This is a genomic window from Gilliamella sp. X-57 (assembly GCF_057063565.1).
Genome location: NZ_JBXSQI010000001.1, coordinates 223739 through 246065, shown reverse-complemented (window position 1 = coordinate 246065; position 22327 = coordinate 223739). Strand labels below are relative to the sequence as shown.

Annotated in this window: 19 protein-coding genes and 3 tRNA genes; 11 read left to right on the top strand and 11 right to left on the bottom strand. The window is 35.7% G+C overall.

Features of this window, described 5'->3' with window-relative positions; translation table 11 throughout:
• Nucleotides 1–81 precede the first annotated feature (81 nt).
• Nucleotides 82–357: a DUF2645 family protein gene (locus tag ACYIAL_RS01135; protein ID WP_174795870.1), complete on the top strand. Its 276-nt coding sequence runs from the start codon at nt 82–84 to the stop codon at nt 355–357.
• Nucleotides 358–1014: 657 nt separating this feature from the next.
• The gene (locus tag ACYIAL_RS01130; RefSeq protein ID WP_483750735.1) at nt 1015–1950 is read left to right on the top strand and encodes a hypothetical protein; all 936 of its coding nucleotides are present in this window, start codon (nt 1015–1017) and stop codon (nt 1948–1950) included.
• A gap of 366 nt (nt 1951–2316) precedes the next feature.
• Here ACYIAL_RS01130 and cydC read toward each other — a convergent pair whose 3' ends face one another.
• From cydC to trxB, 3 genes are read right to left on the bottom strand one after another with little or no spacing between them, the layout of a single operon-like run.
• Nucleotides 2317–3948: a heme ABC transporter ATP-binding protein/permease CydC gene (gene cydC, locus ACYIAL_RS01125; protein ID WP_483750734.1), complete on the bottom strand. Its 1632-nt coding sequence runs from the start codon at nt 3946–3948 to the stop codon at nt 2317–2319.
• Entirely contained in the window at nt 3942–5657 is a 1716-nt protein-coding gene (cydD, locus tag ACYIAL_RS01120) for a heme ABC transporter permease/ATP-binding protein CydD (RefSeq protein WP_483750733.1), read from the bottom strand. Before cydD ends, cydC begins: the two co-directional genes overlap by 7 nt.
• A 15-nt stretch (nt 5658–5672) precedes the next feature.
• Nucleotides 5673–6626 carry a thioredoxin-disulfide reductase gene (gene trxB, locus ACYIAL_RS01115; RefSeq protein ID WP_483750732.1) on the bottom strand — a complete coding sequence of 318 codons (954 nt, stop codon included), beginning with the start codon at nt 6624–6626 and terminating at the stop codon, nt 5673–5675.
• Nucleotides 6627–6968: 342 nt separating this feature from the next.
• Between trxB and ACYIAL_RS01110 the strand changes: the two genes are divergently transcribed.
• Complete coding sequence (locus tag ACYIAL_RS01110; protein WP_065585956.1) at nt 6969–7154, top strand: hypothetical protein; 186 nt, start codon at nt 6969–6971, stop codon at nt 7152–7154.
• 77 nt (nt 7155–7231) lie between these two features.
• Here ACYIAL_RS01110 and ACYIAL_RS01105 read toward each other — a convergent pair whose 3' ends face one another.
• Nucleotides 7232–7894: an NAD(P)H-dependent oxidoreductase gene (locus ACYIAL_RS01105; RefSeq protein WP_483750731.1), complete on the bottom strand. Its 663-nt coding sequence runs from the start codon at nt 7892–7894 to the stop codon at nt 7232–7234.
• 8 nt (nt 7895–7902) lie between these two features.
• Nucleotides 7903–9165 carry an AmpG family muropeptide MFS transporter gene (locus ACYIAL_RS01100; protein ID WP_483750730.1) on the bottom strand — a complete coding sequence of 421 codons (1263 nt, stop codon included), beginning with the start codon at nt 9163–9165 and terminating at the stop codon, nt 7903–7905.
• Nucleotides 9166–9447: 282 nt separating this feature from the next.
• Here ACYIAL_RS01100 and ACYIAL_RS01095 point away from each other — a divergent pair, with 282 nt between their 5' ends.
• Nucleotides 9448–10437, top strand: coding sequence for a 2-hydroxyacid dehydrogenase (locus ACYIAL_RS01095; RefSeq protein WP_483750755.1), 990 nt, complete (start codon nt 9448–9450; stop codon nt 10435–10437).
• 56 nt (nt 10438–10493) lie between these two features.
• Entirely contained in the window at nt 10494–11567 is a 1074-nt protein-coding gene (gene mltB, locus ACYIAL_RS01090; protein WP_483750729.1) for a lytic murein transglycosylase B, read from the top strand.
• A 65-nt stretch (nt 11568–11632) separates the two neighbouring features.
• Here the strand turns inward: mltB and ACYIAL_RS01085 are convergent, their stop codons facing one another.
• Nucleotides 11633–12439 (bottom strand): sulfite exporter TauE/SafE family protein, encoded by an 807-nt coding sequence (locus ACYIAL_RS01085; RefSeq protein ID WP_483750728.1) that lies wholly within the window; start codon nt 12437–12439, stop codon nt 11633–11635.
• A 300-nt stretch (nt 12440–12739) separates the two neighbouring features.
• Between ACYIAL_RS01085 and ACYIAL_RS01080 the strand changes: the two genes are divergently transcribed.
• The 4 genes from ACYIAL_RS01080 to ACYIAL_RS01065 all read left to right on the top strand — a co-directional run bounded on the left by ACYIAL_RS01080 (nt 12740) and on the right by ACYIAL_RS01065 (nt 17729).
• Complete coding sequence (locus ACYIAL_RS01080; protein WP_160431785.1) at nt 12740–13159, top strand: OsmC family protein; 420 nt, start codon at nt 12740–12742, stop codon at nt 13157–13159.
• 59 nt (nt 13160–13218) lie between these two features.
• Nucleotides 13219–14622 (top strand): APC family permease, encoded by a 1404-nt coding sequence (locus ACYIAL_RS01075; protein ID WP_483750727.1) that lies wholly within the window; start codon nt 13219–13221, stop codon nt 14620–14622.
• A 71-nt stretch (nt 14623–14693) separates the two neighbouring features.
• Nucleotides 14694–15320 (top strand): LysE/ArgO family amino acid transporter, encoded by a 627-nt coding sequence (locus ACYIAL_RS01070; protein ID WP_483750726.1) that lies wholly within the window; start codon nt 14694–14696, stop codon nt 15318–15320.
• A gap of 453 nt (nt 15321–15773) precedes the next feature.
• Nucleotides 15774–17729, top strand: coding sequence for a glycoside hydrolase family 3 protein (locus tag ACYIAL_RS01065; protein WP_483750725.1), 1956 nt, complete (start codon nt 15774–15776; stop codon nt 17727–17729).
• Nucleotides 17730–18210: 481 nt separating this feature from the next.
• Here the strand turns inward: ACYIAL_RS01065 and ACYIAL_RS01060 are convergent, their stop codons facing one another.
• The 5 genes from ACYIAL_RS01060 to ACYIAL_RS01040 all read right to left on the bottom strand — a co-directional run bounded on the left by ACYIAL_RS01060 (nt 18211) and on the right by ACYIAL_RS01040 (nt 20680).
• On the bottom strand, nt 18211–19170 hold the full coding sequence (locus ACYIAL_RS01060; RefSeq protein WP_483750724.1) for a tetratricopeptide repeat protein: 960 nt from the start codon (nt 19168–19170) through the stop codon (nt 18211–18213).
• A 351-nt stretch (nt 19171–19521) separates the two neighbouring features.
• Nucleotides 19522–20130, bottom strand: a complete 609-nt coding sequence (locus ACYIAL_RS01055; protein ID WP_483750723.1) for a tetratricopeptide repeat protein — start codon at nt 20128–20130, stop codon at nt 19522–19524.
• Between the two features lie 279 nt (nt 20131–20409).
• Nucleotides 20410–20485 (bottom strand) — tRNA-Lys (locus tag ACYIAL_RS01050).
• 9 nt (nt 20486–20494) lie between these two features.
• Nucleotides 20495–20570: transfer RNA gene (locus ACYIAL_RS01045), tRNA-Val, on the bottom strand.
• Between the two features lie 34 nt (nt 20571–20604).
• Nucleotides 20605–20680, bottom strand: a tRNA-Val gene (locus ACYIAL_RS01040).
• Nucleotides 20681–20847: 167 nt separating this feature from the next.
• On the opposite strand from ACYIAL_RS01040, the gene ACYIAL_RS01035 reads away from it, so the two are divergent.
• Both ACYIAL_RS01035 and ACYIAL_RS01030 read left to right on the top strand, forming a co-directional pair.
• Nucleotides 20848–21831, top strand: a complete 984-nt coding sequence (locus ACYIAL_RS01035) for a PilN domain-containing protein (RefSeq protein ID WP_483750722.1) — start codon at nt 20848–20850, stop codon at nt 21829–21831.
• Nucleotides 21821–22294 (top strand): hypothetical protein, encoded by a 474-nt coding sequence (locus ACYIAL_RS01030; RefSeq protein WP_483750721.1) that lies wholly within the window; start codon nt 21821–21823, stop codon nt 22292–22294. Before ACYIAL_RS01035 ends, ACYIAL_RS01030 begins: the two co-directional genes overlap by 11 nt.
• Nucleotides 22295–22327: the final 33 nt, after the last annotated feature.

The following is a 22327-nucleotide window of genomic DNA, read 5'->3' as shown; positions in this document are numbered from 1 at the left end:
TTTTTGAATGGTACTACAAAGCAGGTAAAATAATCATAACATCATAATTTAAATTAAAATTAAAAGGATTTTGGGTCGATTATGAAACTTGTTTCGTTTATCTATTTGTTTTTGCTATTAGGTTTAATTAATTTATTTTCAACTTCTCATTACGAATGGATGTTGGAATCAGGCGATATCGACAACCTCTGCCAACTTCCATCGGGTGGACGATATACAGCTGAACCGATAATTTTTTTAATTCCCTGTATTTGTCTGTTATTTTTAATAAAAAATAAAAAAATAAGATATGCATATCTATTAATAGCACTCATCTATCTTTTATGGTCGTTTTTAGGGCGTTACAGTTGGTGTTAACGGCTAAAACCGATGATTTACTCTTTGTTAAGCAGCGATTTTACGTTTTCAGTTAAAAGATCCTCTTTTAGGCTTAACATGTTATCGTTGTTACCTGAAAGATTTTTGAGCAAAAGATTGTTTGGGATTTAAATAGGTTTCAGAGATTGCCACTAAAGTTATTTTTTGATCAAAGGATAAAATGTCCGAAACTCACGGCATCCCAAAGCTGAATCTAACACATTAACAAAACTTTACTAAAATTAAAAAATACTAGCCAAGATTTTTTTAAACAGTTATACTTCGATCAACTAAAAATCAGTTTATTTAACAAGCAATTAAACATATAAAAGATAAATAAAACAACAATTTAATTGACAGGTGAACTATAATGTATTATCATTTTGAACAGCGAACAGCGAACAGCGAACAGCGAACAGCGAACAGCGAACAGCGAACAGCGAACAGCGAACAGCGAACAGCGAACAGCGAACAGCGAACAGCGAACAGCGAACAGCGAACAGCGAACAGCGAACAGTTGCCTTAAATTTATCACATAACACATTAAACAAGTTTTTACTCTCTCCTCGAATTTATCTCCTCAGACTATTATCAAAATTACCCCTAAAACTCCCGTTTGCATTGTTGTTATTGTCGTCTTTATGGCATTCGCAGGCATTGGCCAGCAAAAATGGTCGAGTCGTTAATAATCGTAGTGATGCAATCGTATTATCGCCATCACCATTCATCAACTTCGCTCGGCCGAATTTGGTTTACGGCACACGTGAAAACGCCGGTCCTGCTGGCATATGGCATCCAAAGAAAGGATTCTTTACGCAATCAATGAACCCCTCATCATATACGCTTAATTTTCCGACCACGGGTGCTAATGGATTATATTTTGATTTAGACATAGAAGGTGTTGATGCAAGAGAATTGACATGGGAGCCCGTTACACATGAGGGAATAACCGCTACGGTGACACAAAAAGCAACAAGCCATTATGAGGATGATTGGCTTGATGGTCCAGAAGATGTGACGCGCGTTCTCTTAACTGGTCCTAGAGTAAATGATGATGATGTTGATGAAAACGGCAATTACCTTGACATCAGTCAATATCCAACTTACCTAGGTCTAGTTAGCAAGCCAAATTTACCGCAGACATTCGAGTTAGTGGGTAAAGATAGAAATGGTGATGTGGTTGTAACATATGGATTTGTATTACAGAAGTGGTTCCTCCTTCGCAATGATGTATGGAATAATAATGCTCCAACCCACGCCGAGTGGTGTGATGGTTTAGGCTATCGACTTCCAAAAGTAAAAGACCTTACCAATGCGCTCTGTCGTGGTTTCGACTCACACGAATGTCAAGGCGCTGTTGGTGCCACGCCGTCATCAACAGGTAATTATTACCAGCGCCAAATAGGGGCAGGTTTTTTCACGGAGTGGGGCGCCATGTACGATTACACCGAGGGTTCAGGTTTTGGTAACGACGGTTACCCTGTAAGTGATCCAACAGGTGACAATACGTACTTTGCTGTGACCACATTTGAAGGTCAAGTGTTGCGTACCCCTGCGCATATCAATTATGAGGGGCTTTGCGTCACTCCATAGATTAGTAAGGAAATTAAGGACAAGCAATCAGAGAAAGCAGCTCAGCATAAGGTGACTGAGCTAATAATGATAAGTTTGCGCTTTTGTGGTTTAACTGCAAAAGCGCTTTTCTAAAAAATCAATAAAAAATTGATGAGTGTTTTTATAAAATACACACCAATCTTTCACAACATCCAAAACCAACCATCGCAACAAAATAAACCTATAACCATTTGATTTTAACAAAAATATTAAAACGAAAAACGAATAAAATCAATGTTCTACCTAAACATTTTTTATAAGAAAAACAATCGGATTTTTTACAACTCTCAACGGTCAATATTGCTTTTTTACCGCAATTGGAACCTGCCTAAATTAAGCCACTTGTTAAAGTGAAATAATCCGATCGAACAGCGGATTATCTGTCAAACGATGCGTAACCATGATTAGTGTTTTATTTTTGCAAGTTTGTTTGATCAATCGAATAATTTGTTGTTCTGTTTGTTGATCAAGGCTTTCTGTGGGTTCATCCATTAAAATTAACGGTGAATTATGCAGTAGTGCCCTTGCTATGCCAATTCGACGAATTTCACCGCCCGATAAAGCGCGACCACCTTGTCCAACTAGCAAGTCTAAACCTTGCTCGGTGGTGAGTAATTTGTCGAGTTCAACTTGGTGTAATACGTCGATTAGCTGTTGCTCGGTCGCTTGTTGATTGCCTATTAGCAAGTTTTGTCTTAAGGTGTCACTAAAGATAGTGATCACTTGAGGCACCATGGCGATAGCTTGCCGTAGTGTTTTTTCGTCAAGTTGATTAAGTTCAATACCGTTGATATAGATATGACCTGAGTTAGGTTCCCATGTGCGATTAACCAGACTTAATAAGGTCGATTTACCGCAACCTGTTTTACCAACCACAGCAATATGTTCACCTTGTTCTATTGTCAACGAAAAATCTGTTAATACTGCAAAAGGTTGATTGGGATAGCTGAAATTAATTTGCTCAAATTGTAATTTTGCCGAATTTAAATCTATCGCTTTGCCTTTGGTAACAAATTGAATATCGGGTGTTTGATTAAAAATAGCTGTTGTGCGTGTGGCAGAAGTGAGTACTTGCCCTAAAAATATAAATGCACTAGGAATTGGCATGAGTATTTCGGCACTTGCAAGACTAACAAATACAAATAAAGCCACTAGAGGAGATAGGGTGTATTGGGTAATTAGCCACAGAACCAGCAATGTTAAAAAGCCTGCAATGAGCAAGACCAATGCACTTGATAGTGCCATTAATGTCGATTGCCTCTGTTGATTATAAAGCCAATTTGATTCAAGTTCATCAAGTTTCGCGCGATAGCGTGGTTGTGCATTAAATAAGATAAGTTCAGCTTGTCCTTGTAGGTAATTAATTAATAATAATCGGTATTCACTTTGTTGTTTAGCCAGTGTTTTACCTAGCTGTTTTCCAGCTTGATAAAAGATAACAGGTACCACAAGTAAGGTGGTTGTAAGGATAATGGTAATGATTAACGCAATGGGTAAGTTTATGCTTGCTAACCCTACAAATAAAAAGCCAATGGTAACTAATGCGGTTACAATGGGCGAAAAGAGTTTTAGGTATAAGTGATCAAGTGCATCAATATCGACAATAAAGCGATTAAGCAAGTCTGCTCGTTGGTAATGAGCTAATTGCTGGGTACTTAGTGGTAAAATTTTACGAAAAGCAAGTGTTCTTAAGTAAGCTAAAATCTTAAATGTGGTATTGTGATCCACCAAACGCTCCATATAACGTGAAGCGGTTCGAGTAATAGCTGCCGCTCGCACACCTGCCGCAGGCAACATATAATTAAATGTATATAAACCAGCAATGCCAACAAAAGCGGTAGAGGCTAAAAACCAACCTGATAGGGATAATAAAAATACGCTAGCAAGCAGTGTTAGGATCGATAGCGATAAGCCAAATAAAATTTGCCAAAAATAGTGTTTATAAAGGGCTATATAGGGGCGCAATATGGCTAGCATAAATTCTCCTTAATATCACAATGTAGCTTGCCATTAGCCAATTGCCAGATCTGTACAAAATTTTGCATATCATCTGTTTGATGAGTAATGGTGATGCTATTGGGCGCTATATGTTGCTTATCCAAATTTTGTACCGTTTGTTTATCTAAGCTTGCAGTTGGTTCATCAAGAATCAGTAATTGGCAAGGTTTAAGCATTGCTCTTGCTAAAGCGATCCGCTGTGCTTGCCCAACCGACAAACGTACTGCATCTTCACCAACTTGGGTTTCAAGACCCTGTGGTAATTTTGCAATAACATCGGTTAATTGGGTTTTGGTTATCACTTCATCAAGTTCTTTTTCAGTGGCATTTTGCTTGCCGAGTAAAATATTATCGCGAATAGAGCTATTTAACAGATAAGGATTTTGACCAATCCAGCTAACGTGTTGTTGCCAGTCATTAATATCTAATTGAGCAAATTCAATACCATTAATTTTTAGAGAGCCTTGATAAGGTAAAAAGCCAAGTAGTACTTGTATTAACGAGGTTTTACCTTCGCCACTTGTACCTATTAAAGCCAATTTAAATGGTGCTTGCAGGCTAAACGATAGCGGACCGACAATCGGTTGTTGTTCGCTAGATAAAACAATTAAATTATTGGCTTCAATAGTTTGTAATGGTTCAGTCAATTTGGTGTTTGCAATATTAGCGTTGGATTGTTCTTGCGGTATTTTTTTACTTAAAAACGTTTCGATATTATCAGCCGCTGCAATTGCTTCGGCTTTGGCATGATAGTAAGTGCCTAAATCGCGTAATGGTTGAAAATACTCAGGGGCTAATATTAGCGCAAAAAAACCAGCAAATAAGGTGACTGTGCCATTGTATGCGCCAAAATTAAATTCGCCTAAATACGAAAAGCCAAAATAAACCGCGACAATGGCGATTGAAATAGAAGTAAAAAACTCCAATACCGCTGAAGATAAAAAGGCTATTTTGAGTACTTGCATGGTTTTAACACGAAACTCTTCAGAGGCGCGAACTATTTCATTGGTCTGCTTTTCGCCTTGGTTAAATAGTCGAATGGTATTGAGTCCTTTTAAACGATCTAAAAAGTGACCGCTTAAATAAGCGAGAGCTTTAAAATGACGGCGGTTGATATCAGCAGCCCCCATACCAACTAAAATCATAAAGATAGGAATCAGAGGTGCTGTGCACAGCAAAATTGCAGCAGCAGCCCAGTTAAATGGTAAAATAGCAATACAGATTAAAATCGGGGCCATGCTTGCCAAGCGCATTTGGGGTAGATAACGGGCAAAAAAGTCATGCAATTTATCAACTTGTTCAATGAGCAACGTGCTCCATGCACCGATCGTGCTTTGATTTAAATAAGCAGGCCCATGTAGCTCAAGTTGATCAATTACTTGCTGCCGAATTTGCTGCCGAACTTTTTTGCCTATAGCAAAGTTGATCTTTTCGCGTAGATAGATTAAACCCGCTCGACCGAGTAGTACCGCAATTAATGCACCAAAAAAGGGCAAAATATCCACAAAATGTTGTTGTTCAATAATGATTCTTTGCAAAATTATTGCAAGCAATCCAGCTTGGATAATGATTAATACCGTTAAAATAAAGCCAGTTAAAATTGAAGCTCGTAAGTTAGCTTTATGCCTTTTGGCATGCTGTTTTAACCAGCCAAGTAGATAGGTCTGGCGTTTTTTATCTAATGACATAAAGATTTTTACTGCTTATTTTAAGTTATCCAAATAGTGTTCAGCATCTAAAGCTGCCATACAGCCCGTACCGGCTGACGTGATTGCTTGACGATAGATATGATCCATCACATCACCAGCAGCAAAAATTCCCTCGACACTGGTTTGAGTGGCGTTGCCTTGTGTGCCTGATTGTACTTTTATATAGCCCCCATTTAGTTCAAGTTGACCTTCAAATATGGTGGTATTTGGTTTGTGACCAATTGCGATAAATACGCCTAAAACCGATAATTGTTCGGTCATATTGGGATCTTGTGTACTGCGGATCCTAACGCCAGTCACGCCCATATTATCGCCTAGTACTTCGTCGATAATGCGATGCGTATGTAAAATAACTTTACCTTCCTTAATTTTTTGATCCAAGCGATCCATTAATATTTTTTCAGCTCTAAAGCTATCTCGACGGTGAATTAAATGGACTTCGCTAGCTATATTGGCTAAATACAGCGTTTCTTCAACCGCGGTATTACCACCACCCACTACGGCAACTTTTTGATTGCGATAGAAAAAACCATCGCAGGTTGCACACGCAGAAACGCCTTTGCTTTTGAATGCTTCTTCTGACGGTAAACCAAGGTATTGTGCTGATGCGCCAGTTGCAATAATAAGGGCATCACAACTATATTCAGTCTCACTACCAAAAAGTTTATAAGGCTTAGAACTAAAATCAACGCGATCGATCTGATCTAAAATAATTTCAGTATTAAATCTTTCGGCATGTTCTTTCATTTTGACCATTAATTCTGGTCCTGTTAAATCAGGTGCACCTGCTGGCCAGTTTTCAAGATCCGTTGTTGTTGTCAGTTGTCCACCTTGTTGCATTCCAGTAATTAACACAGGCGAAAGGTTAGCGCGTGCGGCATAAACAGCTGCGGTATAACCTGCTGGACCAGAACCGAGTATTAATAAACGTGCATGTTTGGTTTTCATTTTAAATCCTTATTTATTTTAAATTTTGGCAACTTTAGACAAAAATAGCGCAATTTATGGCAGTAAGTCTAACATTATCAATCTTTATCGTGCAAAAAAATTGGTTATTGTAGCAATAGGTAATGGCAATATACTTTATTAAGGTTAAATAATCGGGTTATCTTTTCCTTTTCATTTATTTTAAAATTAGTTGTAATTTTTAAAACGATATTGGTTTTTATTTTTGCTTTGTAGCGTATAAAATACGTTCCTTTCTTATTCTTAAATTCCTTTTTCTATTATCTGATAATGTATTTTTGCTTATCGATTTATTTGACATCCTAACAAAACGGGGGAGATGCTATGAATAATCCTTCAAAAGAAAGTGTAGAAGCAGTACTTACAAAAATTAATTGGGCGCAAGAGATTTTAAATTCGGTACAACAAAATGTCAGCGATCCTCAGATTGGTAATATTTTATCTGGAATTGCTTTTATTATGGACTCAGCTTCTGCTGATGCCGAAGCGCTCTATCAATCAATTGAATAATAACTTGGCCTGTTTTTTATTTATATCCACCTTCATTCGCCATGTGGCGATTGAAGGTAGCAAATTGTTAAATTTGTTTAGTGATTATCAGTGAGATATGTCGTTAAATCAGCAAGTGGCCAACGTATATGCGCTACTGGTTCATTGATTCGATAACCAAAAGCTAAACAAAGCCCTACCCCAAATGATTCTTCACCAATTTGTGGAATATGTTTTTCTAGTATTTTTATCACTTTATCGTGATCGAATCCACCAATAGCACATGAATCAATACCGCGAAATGCCGCTGCAGTCATCATATTGGCACAAGCGATGTAGTCTTGCATTTCTGACCAGTGATTGATAGTTAACCCATCAGCAAGCCCCTGTTCGCAAAAATTGATAAATGCTTGGCAGGCAATATCAATAGACGTTTGATTATTTGGATCGGGTAAAGTGCGCGCAATTGCTCGTCGTAAATAATCGCTCTGTAATGTAAAATTATTCGCTTTTCGATAAAGCACAATCACAAAATGTGAACAACTGGTAACTTGTTCTTGATTGTAGCAAACATTACGTAATTCTGCTTTTATTTTGCTACTGTCAACAACCACAAAATGCCATGGCTCCATGCCAAATGATGAAGGAGATTGCCGACCTGCTTCTAATATATATTCAATATCATCATTATTAATCTTTTTTGTGTCGTCAAATTTTTTACATGCATGTCTAAAGTTGAATGCTTGGGTTAGCTTGTCCATATTTTCTCCTAAGATTGGCTATTCCATGGGGCAACTTTAAATAATAATAGCATACCTGGAATAGCAAGAATCGTACATAAACTAAAAAATGTTGTCCATCCCAAATATTCAACCATAATACCTGTTGTAGCATTAATTAATGTTCTTGGGACAGATGCAATACTTGTAAATAAAGCAAATTGGGTTGCGGTATAAAGGGGATTGGTTGTTTTTGCAATAAACGCAACAAAAGCGGCTGAGCCAAGACCAACGCCAAGTGATTCAAAACCAATTACTATGGCTAATAACGTTTTTTGGGATGTCCCAATGACAGTAAAAGGGCCTTCTATTGAAAGCCAAGCAAAACCTAAAATTGAAATAACTTGTACAATGCCAAAATACCATAGTGCGCGGTTTATGCCTATTTTGATCATCAAAATCCCCCCCATTAATGCACCAAATACGCTTGGCCATAACGAGGCGTTTTTAGCAATCCAACCAATGTCCGGCCGGCTATAACCCATTTGCAAATAAAAAGGCGTGGCTAAAGAGGTTGCCATACTATCGCCTAATTTATATAAAAAAATAAATGCTAAAATTAATATGGCTGTTTTAAGTCCATTTCGAGTAATAAATTCATTAAATGGTTTAATGATGATATCTTCAATATGGTGCTTTTTGGGTGATAGGTTAATTGGTTCTTTTACTAGTAGAGTCATAATAATAGCAGGTAACATAAATAGTGCGGTCACTATAAAAACACTATTCCACGGTAGGGTATTTGATAATATCAGTGATAATGATCCCGGTACTAAACCTGCAACGCGATAGGCGTTAGTGTGAATGCTATTACCAAGTCCTAATTCTTTATCAAGCAATAATTCCCGTCTAAATGCATCAAGAGCGACATCTTGCGTGGCTGAAAATAGCGCAATAATGAAGCAAATGGCAGCGATTAACCAAATATTTAACGAGGGAGAAAAAAATCCCAATATCGCAATTGAAAATATGAGTATAACCTGAGAAACCAACATCCAACCACGTCGCCTCCCTAAATTAAAAAGCGAAATGTTATCCATAAAGGGAGACCAGATAAATTTCAAAATATAGGGCGTTTGTGTTAATGAAAAAGCACCAATCGTTTTGATATTTACACCATCACTTTCTAACCAAGCAGGTAATAGTTGTAATAATAAATAAAAAGGCAGCCCAGAGGCGAACCCGGTAAAAATACAGATTAGCATTTTAGTAGTAAAAATCGTTTTTAAAAGTGAATTTTGCACATTATTCATTATTTAACTTTATTGGTTAGTTTTTTAGCAAAGTGTTATCATACCATACAACATATTAAAAATAATTCTGCAAGCTAATATAAACCGTTTATCTACAGTCATATTTTCAACATAAGAAAAGTTATATTGCAAATATGTTAAAAGCTAAAAATTCATTATTTTAGTTAGGCTTTGTTAAAAAGTTTCAGGAAACTATGTGTTTCAGTATAAAATTAACGCCAATAACCAGTTAAAAAATTAACTAATTACCATTAAGAGGGGTTCAGTAGGATGAAAGGTTCAATTAAAGTTGCTGTTTTTAGCAGTAAGCATTACGACAAAGAACATTTAGACATCGCGAATAAAAAATTTGGTTTTGATATCGAATATTATGAGCATAAATTAAGTCATAAAACAGTTGTTACTGCCCAAGGGTATAATGCGGTTTGTGCATTTGTTAATGATGAAGTAGATAAAAAAGTGCTACAAAAATTAGCAGGCTATGGCATTAAAATTTTAGCACTTCGCTGTGCAGGGTTTGATAATGTTGATTTAGCCGAAGCTGAAAAATTGGGCATTACCGTTGTTCGTGTCCCAGCTTATTCACCTGAAGCTGTTGCAGAACATGCGGTGGCTTTGATGATGACCCTAAATAGAAGAACGCATAAGGCCTATCAGCGCACCCGTGATGCTAACTTTTCGTTAGATGGTTTGACTGGATTTAATATGCACAATCGTATTGCTGGCGTGATTGGTACTGGCAAAATTGGTCAAGCAGTCATCCGTATTTTAAAAGGTTTTGGTATGCATATTCTTGCTTACGATCCTTATCCTACAGATATTGCAGTTGAGTTAGGAGCTCAATATGTTGAGCTAGATGAGTTATATGCAAAATCAGATGTTATTACGTTACATTGCCCAATGGCGCCTGAAAATTATCACTTACTGAATAAAGAGTCTTTCCAAAAGATGAAAGACGGTGTGATGATTATCAATACCAGCCGAGGGGCATTACTTGACGCAACAGCGGCTATTGATGCATTAAAACAATCAAAAATAGGCGCTTTGGGGATGGATGTTTATGAAAATGAGCGTGATCTATTCTTTGAAGACAAATCTAACGATGTTATTTTAGATGATGTATTCCGTCGTTTGTCTTCTTGTCATAATGTTATTTTTACTGGTCATCAAGCGTTTTTAACACAGGAAGCATTATTGAATATTTCTGATACCACTTTAAACAATATTAAGCAGGTTGCGGAAGGTCAATCATGTCCAAATATTGTTAAATAACAAGAAATATCTTATGATGTTGTCGATTTTTTAATTACTTAAGATATGGATTTTTTATGCAGCGTATTATCATTTTTATTAGCATAATTTTATTGCTTGCAGCTTGTAGTAGTCGTAGATCTTCAACATCACCCATGAAAGAACACCGCGGACATACCAATGTTAAAGGTGGTGTTTATCTTGAAAAAGATCACAATCAATCTAAAATCGCCAGTCCTCCGTTAGCGGTAGATAAAGAAAAATTTATCGATAGAATGGCCAGTAAACATGGTTTTAATCGTCAACAGCTTCGCAATGTGCTTGCGCAAACCAATAAACTTGATTGGGTTATTAATTTAATGGATAAACAAGCACCAAAAGCCGGCTCATCAACGATGCCGAATGGCGCTTGGATTCGTTATAAAAATAAATTTATTACACCGAGCAATCTTCCTCGTGGGGTCGATTTTTGGAATCAATACGAAAAAGAATTACAACGTGCTTATAATGAATATGGTGTACCGCCAGAAATTATTGTAGGCATTATTGGTGTTGAAACAGGCTGGGGTAGGGTAATGGGTAAAACTAAAGTGATTGATGCTCTGTCGACACTTGCCTTTGACTATCCAAGACGGGCGCAATATTTTTCTAACGAATTAGAAGATTTTTTAGTTATGTGTCGTGATGAAGGTGTAGATCCATTTGATTTAAATGGATCGTTTGCTGGGGCAATGGGATATGGTCAATTTATGCCGTCGGCATTTAGACGTCACGCTGTTGATTTTAATCACGATGGGCATATTGATTTATGGGATCCGGTTGATGCCATTGGTAGTGTAGCTAACTACTTTAAATCATATGGTTGGCAACGTGGTAAAAAGGTGGCAGTAATGGCTGATGGTCAAGCTCTATCACTTGATACTGGTTTTAGCACTAAATACTCAATTGAAACACTAGCTAACGCTGGGTTAAAACCACAAAGTTCATTAGATGGGCATACTCAGGTGAGTCTATTGCGTCTGGATGTGGGCGATCGTTACCAATTCTGGTATGGATTACCGAACTTTTATACTATCACTCGTTATAACCATAGTTCGCATTATGCAATGGCTGTTTGGCAATTAGGACTGGCCGTTAAAGAGGCAAGATAGTCATTGATACTTGGTATCAAGATTTATGAGGTCACTTTTGTGGCCTTTTTTATATCCAATAATGTTTAAGACATGATTAACTTGATTGCGAGCAATAATAAAAATAGACCAAAAAATCTGATTAATTTTTTAATTGATAATTTCTGCGCAATTTGCACGCCCACGTTGGCCATGGGGATGCTTGCTAGCATAATCACTAAGGCTGCAGGTAAATAAATAAAACCTAAACAGTAGTTTGGTAATTGTGGATTATTCCAACCGGCGATGATATAGCCAATGGCACCACCAATGGCAACTGGTACAGTGAAAGCGGCAGAGGTTCCAATGGCTTTACGCATATCAATCCCACATCGTTGCAAAAATGGCACAACTAAAACGCCGCCACCAACGCCTACAAGAGCAGAAAAAGTGCCAATGAAAATACCAGCAAATACAAAAATAGTATTACTTAAGGAAACTGTTTTACTAACCTGATTTTTTGAATTTCGCTCTGTCTGTAAAATAAATTTAAAACTCACATAGATAAGAAAAATGATAAATATCCATTTTAACCAACTCCCTGGTATATAGGGCGTTAGACACGAACCACCCAACGTGCCAATGATGCAACCTAAAACCATTTTGTTAAGGATATTCCATTGAATATTATTTTTTTTATTTTGAATATAGCTAGATGACAAACTAGTGCCAATGATGGTGGCTAATGATGTTGCAATAGCAATATGGTTAACCCAAGGATCGCCTTGCTTAAAGTAATTGAAGGTAAAAATTAAAGAAGGTACGATTAATGCGCCACCACCAACACCAAACATACCGGCCAATAATCCTGCAGCTGCGCCAATACTAAGAAAGATGACAAACTCAAAAATCATATTCAATCCTTAAAATAGTGGTAAAGAGAACAACTTGGCTATTTGTTCGTTAAATGAAAATTAAGGCTAGATAATTGATTCTAATTATATTTACAAAGATGTTTGTTGCAAATAATTTGGTTATTCTACCTGAGATACTTACAATAACCTAATGAATCTATTTACAAATAAATCAAAATTATTATCAAGTTTAATCACAAAGTAATAGGTCAAAAGATGACAGAATGCTTAAAAAAGCTTATGTTATTGCGTAAATTGTAATGAATGAAAAGTTTAAAGATAAATTGAAAGGAGCGAATAATGAAAGATCGTTTAAAGTGGATTGATGATTTTGGTTTTTTGGGCGAAACTGCAAGTGGGCATTCATTAGTGATGGATGGCGGTATTGAACATGGCGGTCGCAATCGTGGCGCTCGTCCTATGGAACTTTTGTTACATGGTGCAGCAGGTTGTATGGCTTACGATATTATCGCTATTTTAAAAAATAATAAAAAAGATGTTCGAGATCTTTGGATAGAGATTGATAAAACTCAAGCCGAATCTTCTCCTAAAGTTTATACATCAATTAATTTTCATATAGTGATTACTGGTATTAATGTCGATAGCGAGGCAGTTGAAAAAGCGGTGAAACTTGCTTCAGAAAAATATTGTAGTGCCTCTATCATGTTAGGTAAGACCGCAAAAATGTCGTATACCTATGAAGTGAGAGAGCATCACTAAATATCTTCTTATAACAAATAATTATAACTTAATAACAAGCTGATCTTAGTGCGTTTTTTATGAATCATTTAACATTCTACTTTATTGATGATTATGATACGAAAACGATTATGCAACAGTTAAGTAAAAATATGCGGTTCCGAGATTTGGTTATACTGGGATTGCTTTTTATTGGTCCAGCAGCACCTATTGGATTATTTGGCGTTTTAGATGCGATAAGTGATGGTGCAGTTGCTTTAGTTTATATAGTTGCCACTTTGGTGATGGCATTTACTGCATTTTCTTATGCTAGAATGGCAAATGCACTGCCGCATGCGGGCGCCGTTTACGCTTATTGCTCTATTGGTATCCATCCTAATGCTGGATTTTTAGTCGGCTGGTTGTTACTACTTGATTATATGTTTATTCCTGCTGTTGCTTATTTATTTAGTGGCATATCGTTCAATGCATTGATCCCCGAAGTGCCAATATGGGTATGGACTTGTGTGGCTGTTATGTTAACTACCACGCTAAATTTAATGGGTGCCAAAAAATCAGCCAAAATCACGTTGATCATACTAATATTTGAAATTATTGTCCTGTTTGCTGTGTTAGCTACTGGTATGTGGATAATAATAACCAGTGAGAGTAGCAAAGATTGGTTGCAACCTTTTGTTGGAGGGAATTTATTCAGTTGGGGTAAACTATTTAATGCGGTGTCTATTGCTGTACTATCTTATTTGGGATTTGATGCTATTGCGACTTTTTCTGAAGAAAATAGTGGCCATCATAATTTAGTCAGTAAAGCGATTATGAGCTGTTTAATTTTAGCCGGTTGTTTATTTGTGGTACAAATTTATGTTGGAGCTTTACTTAATCCTTATAGCTCAGACTATTTGCGTAGTCATCCCGAACTACAAGGTAAAGCTTACTATAATATTGTTAATCAAGAAATTAATTTATGGTTAGGATGGGCACTAAGTTTAATGAAAGCTATTGGTGCATCATTTGCTGCAATGGTTGGACAAGCCGCAGCAAGTCGCCTTTTATTTAGCATGGGGCGTGATAAGCGTTTACCTCCAGTTTTTGCTAAAGTGGGTGAAAAAAGCGGTGTGCCAACAATGGCTATTTTATTTGCTGCTTTATTTAATTTATGTTTAGTAGTTATTGCTGCGAATAATGCAAAAGGGTTACCAACGTTAGTGTCATTTGTTGATATTGGCGCATTAACGGCATTTATTATGTTACATTTATCTGTAATTGGTTATTTTAAGCTCAAAAAAGGCTCCAAAGGTTGGCTTTCATGGATTTTAGATATCTTTATGCCTGTTATTGGTATTGTTGTGCTATTACCCGTATTATTTCATATTGATAATGATGCAAAAATTGTCGGCATTATTTGGTTAGCGATAGGTGTGATCATCCTCTATTTAAACAAAGATCGAACGCAATTACGATGGTTAGAAAAAAATAAATTCGATTAATTTATTGAAAGCTTATGATATCATTGATTAATTGCTAATGTTTTACTATTTTATTCTGGTGTTATAACCAAATGCTATCAGAAATATTACGTGGCGCTTTAATTTCAGTCAGTCTAATTATTGCTATTGGTGCTCAAAATTTATTTGTGCTCAAGCAAGGGTTATTAAAGAATCATATCTTTTATGTGTCGGCAATTTGTTTTATCTGTGATTTTGCTTTGATGTCCGTGGGTATTTTTGGAGTAGGTATCTTTATTGGTAGCAATCCTTTAATTACTAATATACTCGCGATATTAGGGGCGGTTTTTTTAGTTTGGTATGGCTTTTGTGCGTTTAAAAGTGCAATTAAAGGCACAAGTAGTATGCAAATCGAATCCCAAGTTCCTAACAATAACAGCTTATTAAAAGTTGTACTAGCAACTTTGGCAATCACACTGCTCAATCCTCATGTCTATTTAGATACTGTTGTTATTGTGGGAGGGATTGCTGGCACGTTAACCTGTGAACAAAAACTCGCTTTTTTGATTGGCGCGGTTTGTGTTTCATTCATCTGGTTTTTTAGTATTGGTTATGGGGCAAGATTACTCACACCACTATTTAGACAAGAAAGAATGTGGGTAATATTGGATTGCATTGTTGGCACTGTAATGTTCTATATCGCTTACCGATTGGTTATTTATGTGGTATATAAAAATTAAACAGATAGTTGTAAGCTAGCCATGTATATTACTGACAAAAAGATATTTTATGTTTCGGCTGATTTTTAATCCGCGCTAAAGAGTATTGCGATAAAAAATCATTAATTCATCATCAGTTATTAAATAACATATGAATTAAGAATGTGACTTTTATCACAATTACATCAACAAATTAAAAGATAGGATATCTTCTTTATCTTATTAATGTTAGTTTACATGGAATAAATTTGGATTGTTACTGTATTATCAATTGACGATACAGGCAAAACCTAAACATTTTGGTTAACAAAGTGTTTAGGTTTTTTTTTGTTTTGTATAAAGGCAAAAAAGGCGAGGCGTTAATTCGCTATAGCAACAAATCATAAGATGATTTGTTGCTATGTATTCAAATCAACTATTTTAAGAATTTAATATTAATAATAAATGTGTCATAGGTCACTTAAGGATAAAAAGATGAAAAGTAAGATTTTAAAACCAGCGCTATTAATTAGTGCTGTTCTAACAACAAGCCCGTTATTTGCTATTGACCAAGTCAAACTTGAAAGTCATCAATTAAAAAAAATTATTGTTGATAACCTTGAATTTAAGGATATGGATAAAGATGGAAAACTAACTCCTTATGAGGATTGGCGTTTATCGCCACAACAACGTGCGCAGGATCTGCTTTCAAGAATGTCATTAGAAGAAAAAGCTGGGATAATGATGCATGGTAATGCGCCGAGTTTAAATAATGATATTGGACGTGGTGATAGGTACGATTTTGAAAAACTAACCGCTTTAATTTTGAATGATAAGGTTAATAGCTTTATTACCCGATTAGAGGTTAATCCTAAGGATTTTACAGAACAAAATAATCAATTACAACAAATAGCTGAATCCTCTCGTTTATCCATCCCATTAACGATCAGCGTTGATCCTAGAAATACGTTTTATTATGGCAATGAATTAGGCATAAAAAGTGGTTTTAGCCAGTGGCCTGGCACGTTAGGAATGGCGGCTATTGGTCACGAAAAAGATATTAATGAATATGGCAATATAATTCGACAAGAATATAGATCATTAGGGATAACACAAGCATTATCACCAATGGCAGATTTGGGTACTGAACCTCGTTGGGCTCGCTTTGAAGGTACATTTGGTGAAAATCCTGAACTAAGTAAAAAGATGGTTAGAGGTTATATCTCAGGAATGCAAGGTAAAGATGGTTTAAATTCACAAAGTGTCGCCGCCGTTGTTAAACATTGGGTGGGATATGGCGCTGCCGAAAATGGTTTTGATAGTCATAGTGCTTATGGTAAATATGCACTTTTTACACAAAAAGATAGTTTGAAAGAGCATATTATTCCATTTACTGGCGCTTTTGAAGCAGATGTTGCTGGTGTCATGCCGACTTATTCAATATTGAAAAATGCTCAAATAAATAATCATAAACTTGATGCTGTTGGTGGTGGATTTAATTCGTTTTTATTAAAAGATTTATTACGTGACACCTATAAATTTAAAGGTGTTATCATGAGTGATTGGAATATTACGAGTGATTGTAATGAAGTTTGTGTCAATGGCACACCTTTAGGTGTTAAACCCAAAGTAGAAGGAATGCCATGGGGGGTTGAAGATCTGACCAAAGAGCAACGTTTTATTAAAGCTATTCAAGCAGGAGTTCAACAATTTGGTGGTGTTAGTGATAGCTCAATTATTGTAACCGCTGTTAAAAACAAAAAAATTGCGGAAAAAGACATCGATAACGCAGTATTGGCTATTTTGATGCAAAAGTTTTCTTTAGGGCAATTTGAAACACCATATGTTGATCTAAGCAAAACAAGTTTTGTTGGCAATAAAGATTTTCAAAAAGTGGCAAATCAAGCTCAATATAATTCGCTGGTATTACTTGAAAATACACAAAAAACGTTACCATTAAATCCTACTAATAAAATCTATCTACATGGTTTTTTGCCAGGTACTAAAAGTCTTTTAAAGAATAAAGTTAATATTGTTGATGATTTAGATCAAGCTGATGTCGTTGTCGTTCGAATAAATGCGCCTTATGAACAAAATCATAAAGGTTACTTTTTTGGTTTAGAACATCATGAAGGATCATTAGCATTTCCATCTAATGATAAAAATATTGAATTTATCGCACAAGCAAGTAAAAAGCATCCTGTTGTTGTTACCGTTTATTTAGATAGACCGGCTGTTCTTACGGTTTTAAAACAATATGCTAGTGCGATTATTGCTAATTTTGGGGTCAATGATGAGGTGCTATTTGATCGATTACTTGATAACAAGCCTTATTTAGCTAAAATGCCATTTTCATTACCCGATTCAATGGATAGCGTGCAACAGCAAGCGTCAGATTTACCAAACGATATGAAAGCACTCTATCCACTTGGTTATGGTTTAACGCATTAATTATATATTTTAGCTCAGACTTAACCTGACAATTACTCATTATTCATCGGGTTTCATGTTAGCAAAATGTGTGTCCGATGAGTAAAATAAAGTTTCTAGTTGCTTTTCCATGACTGGTGATTTTGCGCCGAACACAGTTTACCAAGTGTTTTTATTGTGTATATCTGGCCAATTAATCTATTTTTTAGGCGTATACTTTCGTTAAAGTTGCCTTGGATAGGAATATTATGCGCATCAGGAACTTGAGTATTGACTTTCTATTTCATCATGAGTCTTGTGCAACGTGTTATTTTTTAAAACTACTTGTTTGAAATGGATTCTACTCATCTTGCTTGATTGTTTTTTATGATTTATTTCCTGAAGCGTAAGTTCACCATTTCACCATTTTACTCATAGTGTTTTTTACAGAGGTAATGGCTATTACGGCTTATAGCCCATCATCGATCCCCCATCTTGAACACTTCCTAGCTTTAATTGTTTACTAAAGAATGTTTTTGACATGTTTGCAAGCCTCTTGGTAGTTATTTTGGCAAGCTTGTTGAAAATAATGTTTTGCGGTATAAATGTCTTTTGCGACCCCTAATCCTTGTTGATAGATAATACCTAGATTGTATTGGGAATTGGCATGGTTTTGCTCAGCGGCAAGCTGAAACCATACCCTAGCTTTGGTATAATCTTTTTCAAACCACGAACCATTATAATATAACCAACCTAAGCTATATTGTGCTTCAGGATTCCCGCTTTGTGCAGATTGAGTATCTAATTCTACACCTTTGACAAAATCTTTTTTTAATCCACCCAATCCATTGTAATACATATTTGCTAAATTATGCAGTGCATATATGTTTCCTTGCTTGGCAGCTTGTTCATATAGTTGTCTAGCTTTGGTATAGTTCTTTTTAACAACAATTCCACTATAATAAAATCCCCCCAGATTATTTTGAGCTTCTTTGTTACCTAGTTGCACCGCTTTTTCGTAAAAATCTTTCGCCTTAACATAGTTTTGACTAATAGTATTATTATCTGAATTTTGTTCAATTCCTTTGCGATAATGTTTTTTTTCTGCAAATTCGTAAAGTGCCCCTAGACTGAATAGACCTAAAGCATAACCACTTGAAGCCGCTTTTTCATAGAGTTGCTTTGCTTTAAGCAGATCTTTCTTCACACCGATACCATAATTATACATGTAGCCTAAATTCACTTGTGCATCGGCATAATTTTGATTAGCCGACTTTTTGTACCATTCAATAGCTTTAGCATAATCTTGTTTAACGTTTTGACCATACTGGTACATATAACCTAAGTGGTTTTGCGCTTCGGCACTATTTTGTTCAGTCGCTTTTTTATATTCAGCATCAAAGTTATATTTTGTATTTTGTGTTGCAAAAATAGGCGTATTTATCGATATAAATAAGCATATTAACAATAGTAATCTTTTCATGTCATTGCCTTTGTTAGAGATGAACACATTATATTTTAATTAAAGAATGTTTTTGACATGTTTGCAAGCCTCTTTGCAGTTATTTTGGTAATCTTGCTGAAAGCAAAGCTTGGTTGTGTGGACATCTTTTTTTATCTTTGCTTTTGATTGAAAAGATTATTTGGTATTCAACCAATTGTCTTACCCAATATGGATGGAAAGCGTTAAATAGCAGGCTTTTGTTTTGCCATAGAATAAGAAATCATTACATCTATGGGGTTATGCTTTAACTCTTTGATGGATTGAATTATCTTATTATCGTTATTTTAATGATGATAATGAATAAAATAGCATTCCGTCATTTATTTAATATTAATCACAACCGCAATCATTATTACTAGCTTGCTTTTTCTTGGCTTGCTGTTTGGCTACGATAGCATTAACCTTTTTTGTTACAACAGTTAAATGATCTTTTGCATCAGAATAGTTTTGTTCAGCAGCCTTAGCAAACCATTGTTTGGCTTTAAAATAGTTCTGTTTTACGCCAGTTCCATTGTAATAGAGCGTTGCTAATGTATATTGCGCAACGGCATCTCCTTTTTTAGCCGCTTTTGTATCCCACTCAATGCCTTTTAAATAGTTTTGTTTTGTTCCTTGCCCGTTATAGTACAATAAAGCTAAACTGTGTTGAGCAGCGATATGGCCTTGATTGGCGGCTTTTTCAAACCACTCTTTTGCCTTAATATAATCAGGTTGTGCTTTTGATTGTTGTTTAAAGCCATCTTCAATGCCTTTAAATTGACGTTTTTTAGTATATGAACCATCAGTATACATAAGACCCAAATGATATTGTGCTTCAGCATCATTTTGTTCGGTTGCTTTTTGATATTCCTGATTAAAATCAAACAATGTTTGTTGATCAGCATTAGCAGCAATACTAAAACATAAAACTAGTGAGAGTTTTGTAAGAAACTTTAGCATACGACTTCCTTAAAAAATAAATAACTTAATCATTTTATCGCATTTATTTGTTTAGTATAGCGTAATTAATTGCGTTGTTTAGTGATTCAATATTGGTGTTCTGAAATAGGTTGTTGTGAGCTTGATTTTCCGGCACATCGTATGGCTCATCCTTTCAGGGCCAACACTATGCGTTGTTCAAATTCGTTCCAGACGAATTTGTCGAACGCTGGCATTCTCGTTGCTTTTCTTTGTTTAGATTAGGTAATGTTTATTGATTGAGTGTAGGTGCTATTAAAATGGTGGGTCGTGAGCGATTCGAACGCTCGACCAACGGATTAAAAGTCCGCTGCTCTACCGACTGAGCTAACGACCCATTTAGAGATGGTGGGTGATACCGGGTTCGAACCAGTGACCCCCTCCTTGTAAGGGAGGTGCTCTCCCAACTGAGCTAATCACCCCACTGTTTCATTGCTGAAACGTCACGGTAAAGATTGGTGGGTGATACCGGGTTCGAACCAGTGACCCCCTCCTTGTAAGGGAGGTGCTCTCCCAACTGAGCTAATCACCCTTACCGTGTGGATGTGCATTATAAGGCACGTCTTATTTCAGTCAACCTTTTTTTTTTAATTTCTCTAAAAATCACCTCGTTCGATTTAATTTTAAACATTTTTTGGATGTTAGTTCTCAAAAATAACTTTTGTCTATTTTTATTTAGAATAGGGTGATTATGATGACATGATGTTGTTATCAGAAACAAGAAGATATTCCATCATGATCTTTAATAAAGAACGCGTCATTATGTATGTGGAACCAGCAATTTTACGTTATAAGATAGTAAGTACAGCTAAGCAAGACCACACATTAACAGCTAGCAAAGCTTTAATAACATTCAATTACCAAAATGTCAGTGATGTTGATGTTTTTATTGATGAGTTAAGAAAAAAAATTTCTGGGCGTGCTGAGTTTGAGCTTAATTTGGATAGCAATTTGATTCAAGTGCAACAACTAACCTTGCCCGATGTAAAGCTAAATGTCAGTGAATTGATTTTGTATATTGAAGCAAACATTTATAAATTATTTCAATTGCCAGCTAAAAGTGTGTTTTTTGATTTTGTTTTAAATGAGCAAACAAAACAAGTTACGGTGATAATAGTTGAACGCTATTATATTGAAAATTGGATTAATCTTTTTAAAAAGTATGCACTACTATTAACATTTGCAGGTTGTCGATTTGAAAATACTAAAGTTAACTTTTTACCTTGGCGGCAAGAAAAACACACTAAGCATCAACGACAAATGATCGGTGCGATTGTCGGTTTTATTGGCATAATCAGTTGTGTACTTTGTTATTTGTGGATACAAGCACGAAATGAACGAGAAAATTATGATAAAAAATTGTTACATCAGCAAGGGATAGCACAAGCGCTAACCGAAGAATTATCTAATTATTTGCCGAATCCATCATTAAGCCAAAAACAAATTCAGCAATCTTTAATACTGCTTTCAAAGCAGTTGCCTTCCGTAATTTGGCTTGAATCTTTTTATTATGAACCACAAAAAGTAAGGATCGAGGGGCAAAGTTTTAGTTATGTTGAGCTGACTAATTTTAATCAAAGTTTGTCAATGCTAAAAAATATAAGTCATAGCCAAGTAAAAACTATCTCAACCAATAAAAATAATCTATTTTTTGAAATGGAAATAAAACTTAATGAACAGTGATTTTTTTTATCGTCCAATTTGGCAACAATATGGGGTTTGTATTTTATGTTGCTTGGCGTTTTTTGCTATCGTTTATCTCCTTTTTATTAAAGATATCCAGCAACAAGCTATGCTAAAGGCTAAATTATATGAGCAAAAAATTACTGAAACTAAGTTGTTACAGGCAAAAGTAAATCGTTATCAGGCAAGTAAACATACTTTATACAGCGTGATATCAGAAAAAGAGCTGGCACAGGTTTTCGAGAAAAATCATCTCGCATTACGTTCCTTTAAACATTATCAAACGGATAATATGGTTAATTGGGATATCGAGTTAGAGGGGCAATTTGGCGATTTTATTAATTTAATTTCATCATTGACAAATGATTTTTATTTTCTTGATTTTCAAAATCTAAAAATCAGCAAACAAGAACAGCAGTTACAGATTATGTTTACTTTATTGTTTAAAAAGGGCATAGAGTGATGCGCTGTATATATAAGTACCTCGGGTTATTGT